This is a genomic window from Verticiella alkaliphila (genome assembly GCF_018904615.1).
GTDB lineage: Bacteria > Pseudomonadota > Gammaproteobacteria > Burkholderiales > Burkholderiaceae_B > Verticiella > Verticiella alkaliphila.
This window is the reverse complement of sequence record NZ_JADCNH010000042.1, coordinates 26,289-35,086: the sequence shown is the minus strand read 5'-3', so window position 1 is coordinate 35,086 and position 8,798 is coordinate 26,289. Positions and strand designations below refer to the sequence as shown.

Here is an 8,798-nt window from a genome sequence, read left to right as displayed (position 1 = left end):
CGTGCCCGCCTGCTGGCGTGGCCAGTGCCTGCGCGGGCACGACCGGGAATCCCTGACGCGCCGGCTGCGGTGCCGGCGTGTCGCGGCGGCGTTCCCACAGGACCGCAAGGCCGATCAGCGCGGCAATCGCGACCACGTCCGCCAACAGGCCCACCGGCCGGCTGGGCGGGCCGCCCGACAGCGCGAACGCCAGGGCCTCGGCCAGAATCGAGATCACCGCACCGCCTACGAAGCATACGAGTCCATTCTTACCCACGAGGGCCACCGGCTTCATCCGCGCAAACAGGCGATCGAACCACCCGCGTTGCACAGCGGCATACACCAGCCAGGCGATGGCCATGAAATTCACCACGCGCACCGCCGACGCATTGGGCTTGGAGAAGGTCTGCAATCCTTTCTCGAGCCAGGTCGACAGGAAAATCATACGCAATGACTCGTGATACGAGAACAGCGAGACGATGGCGCCCATCACGACGATCACGATGGCCGCCACCGTCAGCAGACGGCGCGTGATGCCCTGGGGCTGCTGCGGCAATTCCGGATACAGGCCCACGATGAGGCCGAGCACGAACACGATTTGCCACGCGAACGGGTTGAATGACCAGTGCGGAATGGTGGTGGTCGGCAGGAAGCTACCCAACCAGGGTGCGATCAGCCACAGACCCACGCTGGCCGCCAGCAGCCACGTCCAATCGCGGCGCGCGAGCCGAATGGCCAGCGGCGCCATGATGGCGAAGAAGGCGTACATTGGCAGAATGTCGGCCAGGAACGGCTGCCGCTGCAACGTCAGCACTTCGAACAGACTGCGGCCTGGCGACGCGATGAAATCCTTCACTTCCGTCGCACCCAGGGCCGGCGTCTGCAATTGCCACCACAGGAGCAGGCCCCCCGCGGCGAACATCAGCACGCCGCAGACGAGGAAGGCGCGGTAGATTTCCCACGACCGCTTCCAGAAACGCCGGTCTGCGACCTCGGTACCACGGCGACGGGCGAGCCCGGTGTAGGCCATGGCGGTCACCAGGCCGGCAAGAAAGACGAAGACTTCGGTGGCATCGGCGATGGCGAAGTTGCGCAGGGTAGTCCAGGCAAGCACGCTGCCGCTGATGTGATCGACGACGATGAAGATCAGCACCAGACCGCGGAAGACATCGATTTCGAGAGAACGTTGATTGGCCATGCGAGTCAGGCGACGGCGGCATGCCGGCAGCAAAGCATTGGGATGGATCCAATGTACGCAAGCGGCAGACACCGGGTTTTAAAGTTGGCGACGCAATGTAAATCGGGGAATGCCCGAATCCGGGCGGTCAGCGTGGGGCCGGGATGATACCTGTGTCCCGACGAACCGAGTATCGGCACACCGCTTGCTGAATTGGCCGATCACGCCCGCCGTCAGCACCGCGTCAGCTTTGCGTCAGACTTCGTAACAATCTTCGGTATTTTCTGCCGCATTCCCAAAATTTCGCCGCGGATCGGGAATGGGCATTGCTTGATGCTGGGCAGGACGAAGCAATCGCTTCGGACCCCTTACCTACCCATCGTCAAACTAGGAGAAGCACCATGGCTGACAACGTCGTCAAAGTTCTGAACCATCTGATCGAGACCTCCAAGAACGGCGAGAAGGGCTTCGTGGCTGCGGCCGACGACGCCAAGAATCCGGAACTGCGCAACCTGCTGCGCACGCGTGGCCAGGAATGCGCCGCCGCTGCCGCCGAACTGCAGGCCTTGGTCGCCCAGCTGGTGGCAAGCCAGAAGACAGCGGCACGGTGGCCGGTGCCATGCACCGTGGCTGGGTGAATCTGAAGGCTGCCGTGGCCGGTCGAGAAGACAAGGCCATCCTGGAAGAGTGCGAGCGCGGTGAAGACCACGCCAAGAAGGAGTACGCCGAAGCCCTTCAGGAGACTCTGCCGGAGAACATCCGTGCCATCGTGCAGCGCCAGTACGACGGCGTGCTGCGCAACCACGACCAAATCAAGGCCCTGCGCGACCAGCATCGCGCCAGCGCCTGACCACTGACGTGAAGGGGCTTTCGCCCCTTTGCATGAGAAATGGCCAGTCCCTCCCGGGACTGGCCATTTCTCATGGTGCTGCCGTGTCAAACCTAACGTCTTACCAAGCCCACGATGCCGAGCACGATGATGGCGCCGATGATCGACGCAATCCATCCAGGCGCATCGCCCGGCTGATACCACCCGAGCGCCTGGCCGAGATAGCCGGCGACAACGGCCCCGATGATCCCCAGGATCGTGGTAAGGATGATCCCCATTTTCTGAGTGCCGGGCATGATCGCCCGGGCAATCAGCCCCACGATGAAGCCCACGATGATCATGATGAGAATGTTCATGGCTTGCCCTCGTTGCTGGTGTTGACGGAAAGACCGCACGCCCGGCCCGCTGCCGCGGCCAGTCCATCATAGCGAGCGTCATGCCATGCGCGGCAGACATTCACGGCCGCGTGGCGTTTGTCCCACATCCTGCCGCTCAGCGCGGCCCGAATCCCAGTCTCAAGGCGTGATTGCGCCAATCCGGCGGCCAGGCGGCAAGCTGGGCGTCGAACTGGAGGGCATCGCCCGCATACAAGGCCCGCAAGGCCTCCTCGTAGCCTGGCAGATCACCACCAGCCGCCTGCATGAATCGATAGGCCGCATCCTGCGCGCGCCGTTGACTCTCGCGGGCTTCGCTGGTCTTGCGCGCCTCGTCGATCAAGCGGCGAAGGGCTGCGGAGGCCCCCCCCGATTGTGCATTGAGCCACTCCCAGTGCCTGGGCAGCAGTGTGACCTCGCGCGCCACCACGCCCAATCGGGGCCGTCCCGGCCCTCGGCGAGGATCGTCCACGGGCATGGCAGCGGCCATCTGCGCTGCCGGCAGCAATCGTTGCAGCACGGCCTGCTCGTCCCCCGACCAGTCGATGTCCAGGCGCTCGCCCGTGACGTCGCTGTACGCCACCAGCACCGCTTCCGGCAGGCGCGCGACGTAACGCAGTCCGAGCGACAAAGTCTCGGCCAGCGGACCATTGGCGACGGCCGTACCGCCATCAAAGACAGTAGCAGGCAGATCGGCGGGATAGGACATGTACGACTCCCAGTGACACCACATGATGCGCCGGAATTATACCCGGGTTAATTCACGATGCAAGCGAGGTCAGCACCTCAATTTTCCAAGCAATCCATTGACATATTCCTGCCGCGTATCTACAACGAAGGTCGCTGGCTACTCGACTGTAGCCGGCACACCGGGTGTGCCCGCACCCTGTGTGACGCAACTGATCTGGAGTGATATGGAACACACGCTGCCCCCCCTGCCGTTTGCCAAGGATGCTCTCGAGCCGCACATGAGCGCCGAGACCTTCGATTACCACTACGGCAAGCATCACCAGGCCTACGTCACGAACCTGAACAAGCTGATCGCCGGTACCCCGCACGAATCCCAGGATCTGGTCGAGATCGTGCGCAGCTCGCAAGGCGGCATCTTCAACAACGCTGCCCAGGTCTGGAACCACACCTTCTTCTGGTCCTGTCTGACGCCCCAGGGCGGCGGCGAGCCTTCGGGCAAGCTGGCTGAGGCCATTCAGGCCAAGTGGGGCGATCTCGCCAAGTTCAAGGAAGCTTTCACCAACAGCGCCGTGGGCAACTTCGGCTCGGGCTGGACCTGGCTCGTGAAGAAGGCCGATGGTTCGGTCGACATCGTCAACACCAGCAACGCCGCCACGCCGCTCACGACGGCTGACGTGCCGCTGCTCACGATCGACGTGTGGGAACACGCCTACTACATCGACCAGCGCAATGCGCGCCCGAAGTTCGTCGAGACCTTCCTGACCCACCTGGTCAACTGGACCTTTGCGCAGGAAAATTTCGCCAAGGCCTGATCGCCCGGGTCAAGCGAGGCCGTCATGGCCTCGCATCGGTAACAAAGCCCGTCCCGCGCTGGCCGCGGACGGGCTGCCCGAATCGGGCACCCTCCCCTGGGGATCGACCCCCTGCGCTGCCCGGCTCTCGGGCGCCCTGTGCCGACATGCCTCGACACAGCCTCAAACAAACGCTCGCTGACGCGAAGCTGACAACACAGAGATACTGGCGACTCGCTGACAGCGCAACCACGGAGGATTTACATGCACAAACGCATCGCGACTTTCTGCTCGGCCGCCCTGCTTTGCGCCGGTGTCGGTACAGCCGCCATCGCGCATGCGCAGCCCACCTCGAGCTTTTCGGTCTCGGAGTCGACTGCGCCCGCTGGCGCGCCAAGTGCCACGGCACCCGCGACTGCTGCACCCGCACCGACCCATACCGCGCCTGGCGCGATGACCGCTCCGGCCGATCCCATGGCGGGTGCGGCGGCAGCGGATCCGATGGCGGGCACCGCACCGGCAGCTGCCGATCCGATCGCCAGCGCTGGCGCGCTGGATCCCGCGTCGGTGACGGACGCGCAACTGCAGCAGTTCGTCGAATCCGCGCAGAAGGTTGCCGTCCTGTCGGACGAATACACGCAACGTCTGCAGACCGCCCCGGATCAATCCGCTCAGCAGCAGATCGTGGCGGAAGCCAATGACCGCATGGCCTCGGCGGTACAGGAAAGCGGTCTGACCGTCGACGAGTTCAACGGCATCAGCGAAGCCCTGGAACAGGACCCGCAACTGCACGCTCGCGCGCAGCAGATGCTCCAGTAAGTGTTGGCGGCCCCTGACGGGGTCGCTGCACGAGGAAAGGGCCGTACTGCCTGGGCAGTACGGCCCTAGTCACGTCAGGCGGGCATCACACCCGCCCCCGCCGGCGATCAGGCGTCGCCCCACACGTCGCGCGCCACGTCCAGCACGAGCTTGAGCTTGTCGCGCTGCACCTGCACTTCGATGTCGTTGCCATGCACCGTGCTCGAGAAGCCGCATTGCGGCGACAGCGCGAGCTGCTCGATCGGCACGTACTTGGCGGCCTCGTCGATGCGACGCTTCAGGTCGTCCTTGGATTCCATCTTGCCGAACTTCGTGGTGACCAGGCCCAGCACGGCGAGCTTGTTCTTCGGCAGGAAGCGCAAGGGACGGAAGTCGCCCGAACGCTGGTCGTCATACTCCAGGAAGTAGGCGTCCAGATTCATTTCGGCCAGCAGCGCCTCGGCCACCGGCTCGTAGTTGCCCTCGGCCGCGTGCGTGCTGCGGAAGTTGCCACGGCACAAGTGAATGGCGAGCGTCATGCCCGCAGGCTTGCGTGCCACGACCTTGTTGATGAAGGTGGCATAGCGGTGCGGCAGCTCATTGGGATCGTCACCGCGCTGGCGGGCGGCTTCGCGCATACGCTCATCGCACAGATACGCGAGGTTGGTGTCGTCCATCTGGACGTACGTGCAGCCTGCGCGCGACAGGGCATGGAGTTCCTGGCCGTAGGCTTCGGCCACGTCGTCGTAGAACTCCGGATCCAACTCGGGATAGTGCTGCTTGCTGATCCCGGCACGGCCGCCGCGAAAGTGCAGCATCGTCGGCGACGGGATGCAGACCTTGGGCACACTGCCCGCAGACACCTGGCTCTTCAGGAAGTTGAAGTCATCGACCTGGATGTCCTTCACGTGGCGGACCTTGTCCACGACGCGCATGACGGGCGGGGCGAGCTCTTCGGTGCCATCGGCCTTCTGCACCAGCACCGGCACGTCGCTCTGCACGCCGCCGATCTGCTGCAGGAAGTCCACGTGAAAGTACGTGCGACGGAATTCGCCATCGGTGATGGACTTCAGGCCGACGTCTTCCTGGAACTTCACGATCTCGCTGATCGCACGGTCTTCGACCTTGCGCAGGGCAGCCGCATCGATCTCGCGCTTGCTGAATTGCTCACGCGCTTCCAGCAGATAACGGGGGCGCAGGAAGCTGCCGACGTGGTCGGCGCGAAACGGAGGGTTCAGGGGTACGCTCACGAAAGAACTCCATAAACGGCGTCGCGAGGCGACGCCAGTCGGCTGGCGATGCCGCGCACGAGGCTTGCGCACGGCATCGGAGAACCTTGCATTATCCGGCCGTCGGAGCGGCGCTTCAAGGCGGGTTTGTCATGATGACATGAGACCCGTGCGGACTCCAGCTAGCCGCCCTGCCCTCGGCCAGCAATCAGATCGCGCACGCGCGATTCGAGGTCCAGCACGTTGAAGGGCTTGGTGAGCACGCTCATGCCTTCGTCCAGATCCCCTGCGCCCACTGCCGCCTTGGACGCATACCCTGTGACGAACAGGACGCGCAGTCCGGGCCGCACCGCCCGGCCGGCATCGGCCACCTGGCGCCCGTTCAGCCCACCGGGCAAGCCGACGTCCGTGATGAGCAGATCGATGCGTTCGCTGCCGCGCAGCACGCGCAGGCCAGCAGCGCCGTCGGCCGCCTCCAGCACGCGGCATCCCGCATCGGCGAGCACTTCGGCCATCAGCGCACGGATCGGCGCCTCGTCCTCGATCACGAGAATGCTCGCACCGGCGAGCGAACCCGCATCGCTCGCCAGCACGACAGGCGCCTCGCCCGCAGGCACCGCATCGGCATGGCGCGGCAGATACAGCGTCATGGCCGTGCCCAGCCCCGGCGTGGATGCCACGCGCACCTGCCCACCGGACTGCCGCGTGAAGCCGTAGATCATCGACAGGCCAAGCCCGGTGCCCTGCCCGGTCGGCTTGGTCGTGAAGAACGGATCGAAGATCTTGCCGACAATATCCGAGGACATGCCGATGCCGTCATCCGTCACGCTCAACGTGACGTACTCGCCCGCTGGCAGATCGAGTTCGCTGGCGGCATTCGCGGCCAGACCGACATGCCCGGTGGCGATCACCAGATGGCCGCCGTCCGGCATGGCGTCGCGCGCGTTGATGCACAGGTTGAGCAAGGCGCTCTCGAGCTGCGGCGTGTCGATGAGCACGCTCCACAGGCCCTCCGTGGTGCGCACGTCCAGGGCGACGCCGGGCCCGAGCGTGCGGGCAATGATCTCGCGCATGCCTGCCACCAGCCGATCCACGTCGGCCACCGTGGGCGCGAGCGTCTGGCGCCGCGAAAAGGCCAGCAGCCGCTGGGTGAGCGCGGCCGCGCGCCGGGCACCGTTCTGCGCCATGCCGAGGTAGCGTTCGAGCTCGTCATAGCGCCGCTGCGCGAGGCGCGAACGCAGCAGCTCGAGCCCGCCCGTCACCGCCGTGAGCAGGTTGTTGAAGTCGTGGGCGAGACCGCCCGTCAACTGGCCGACGGCTTCCATCTTCTGCGACTGGCGCAGTTGCGCCTCCGCGGCGAGCAACGCCTGCGTGCGCTCGGCCACCCGCTGCTCCAGCGTCTCGTTGAGTTCGCGCAAGGCCTGTACGCCACGCGAACGCTCGATCGCCACCCGCGCCCGCGACGCCACTTCGCGGATGAAGGCCAGATCGTCGTCGGACCAGACGCGAGGCTTGTCGTCGGTCACGAAGAACATCGCAACGAGGCGGCCGTGCTCGAGCAGCGATTCGTTGACGAAAGCGCGCACCTGCAGGTCCGCCAGGCGCTCGACCTGCCCCGGATCGCACGTGCGCGGATCCGTCGCCGTGTCGTTGATCGCCACCGACAAGCCCTGCTGCATGTCGTCGATGAAGGATCCGTAGTGCCGCAAGGGCGTTAGCCCGGCCACGCTGGGCACGCCGGGCAGGGTCCAGTCGCCCGCGCAATGCAGCGTGGCCGTCAACTCGTCGATGGTGCCGTAGCCCACGCGATTGGCGCCCAGCGCGCGGCCGAGCAACTCGCTCGCGAGCATGGCCAGCGCATGGGGATCGCCGCCATCTCGCAGGGCGTGGTCCAGCTCGATGAGACTGTGGCGCCGCCGCTCGTCGCGGGTGCGCGCCGTCACATCCACCCCTTGCACGACGATGCCGGTGACGACGCCGTCCGGATCCATCAGTGGCTGCAGCACGAAGTCGACGTAATGCTCGACGATCGGCGCACCCGGGTAGGGCTGGACATCGTAGCGGGCAGACTCGGCGGTATAGGGCTGCCCCGTGCGATACACCTCGTCCAGCAGACGCAGATAGCCCTGCTCCACCGCGTCGCCCAACGCCTCGCCCAGCGGACGCCCGACCACCTGCCGATTGCCCACCAGTGCCAGATAGCGCGGGTTCGCGAGCTCGATGCGGTGCTCCGGGCCCACCAGCAATGCCATGAAGCTCGGCGCTTGCTCGAACATGCGCGCGAGGCGCTGGCGTTCGCCCTGCAGACGCTGGCGCGCGCGCACACGGCCCGTCGTCTCGGTGGTGGCACAGAAGACGCCTTCGATCCTACCCTCGTCGCCGTAGAGGGGTGAAAAAGAGAACGACCACCACGTCTGCTCCGGCTCGCCGTAGCGGGCCATGGGAATCGGCAAGTCCTCGAAGCGCGAGGATTCGCCACGCAAGGCAAGCTCGATGGTGGGCTGCACCGAAGGCCACGCATCCGCCCAGAGCGCCGGCAGAGGCTGCCCGAGCGCGCCATCCAGCCGCGGCCCGAGAATGGGCCGGTAGGCGTCGTTGAAGAAGAAGACGAGCTCGGGTCCCCAGAGCAGATACATGCTCTCGGGGGAGTTGAGCATCAGCGTGAGGGCGTTGCGTAGCGCCGGCGTCCAGTGCTCGCGCGGTCCGACGGGCGTCTCGCGCCAGTCGAACAACCGAATGGCTTCGCCCATCTCGCCACCCGCATAGGGCCAGGCAACATCGGGCGGGGTGGCCGCAGACGGCAACGGGACGACGCGCACAGCATCCTCGTCTGCAGTGGGACGTGCGAAAGCAGTCATGGCAACGAGGGCATGAACCCCGACGGACAGGCGGCCAGTGGCCAACGCGGTGACGATCGGAAGGCGGAGGAAA

The 8,798-nt window shown here is 65.6% G+C and carries 7 protein-coding genes and 1 pseudogene; 3 read left to right on the top strand and 5 right to left on the bottom strand.

Features of this window, described 5'->3' with window-relative positions:
* Positions 1-1,177 (bottom strand): OpgC domain-containing protein (locus IMZ29_RS19175; RefSeq protein WP_216187114.1); only part of this gene is annotated, 1,177 nt, incomplete at its 3' end.
* 380 nt (positions 1,178-1,557) lie between these two features.
* Here IMZ29_RS19175 and IMZ29_RS19170 point away from each other — a divergent pair.
* Positions 1,558-2,006: pseudogene (locus IMZ29_RS19170) on the top strand (PA2169 family four-helix-bundle protein).
* A gap of 92 nt (positions 2,007-2,098) precedes the next feature.
* On the opposite strand, the gene IMZ29_RS19165 reads toward IMZ29_RS19170, so the two are convergent.
* Complete coding sequence (locus IMZ29_RS19165) at positions 2,099-2,341, bottom strand: GlsB/YeaQ/YmgE family stress response membrane protein (protein ID WP_216187112.1); 243 nt, start codon at positions 2,339-2,341, stop codon at positions 2,099-2,101.
* Positions 2,342-2,477: 136 nt separating this feature from the next.
* Positions 2,478-3,068 carry a DUF2239 family protein gene (locus tag IMZ29_RS19160; RefSeq protein ID WP_216187110.1) on the bottom strand — a complete coding sequence of 197 codons (591 nt, stop codon included), beginning with the start codon at positions 3,066-3,068 and terminating at the stop codon, positions 2,478-2,480.
* Positions 3,069-3,273: 205 nt separating this feature from the next.
* Between IMZ29_RS19160 and IMZ29_RS19155 the strand changes: the two genes are divergently transcribed.
* Positions 3,274-3,861 (top strand): superoxide dismutase, encoded by a 588-nt coding sequence (locus IMZ29_RS19155; protein ID WP_216187108.1) that lies wholly within the window; start codon positions 3,274-3,276, stop codon positions 3,859-3,861.
* Positions 3,862-4,104: 243 nt separating this feature from the next.
* Entirely contained in the window at positions 4,105-4,659 is a 555-nt protein-coding gene (locus IMZ29_RS19150) for a DUF4168 domain-containing protein (protein ID WP_216187105.1), read from the top strand.
* Between the two features lie 107 nt (positions 4,660-4,766).
* Here the strand turns inward: IMZ29_RS19150 and IMZ29_RS19145 are convergent, their stop codons facing one another.
* A complete protein-coding gene (locus tag IMZ29_RS19145) occupies positions 4,767-5,888 on the bottom strand; it encodes a 5-methyltetrahydropteroyltriglutamate--homocysteine S-methyltransferase (RefSeq protein ID WP_216187103.1) in 1,122 nt (373 codons plus the stop codon).
* Between the two features lie 161 nt (positions 5,889-6,049).
* A complete protein-coding gene (locus IMZ29_RS19140; protein WP_216187101.1) occupies positions 6,050-8,725 on the bottom strand; it encodes an ATP-binding protein in 2,676 nt (891 codons plus the stop codon).
* Positions 8,726-8,798 lie beyond the last annotated feature (73 nt).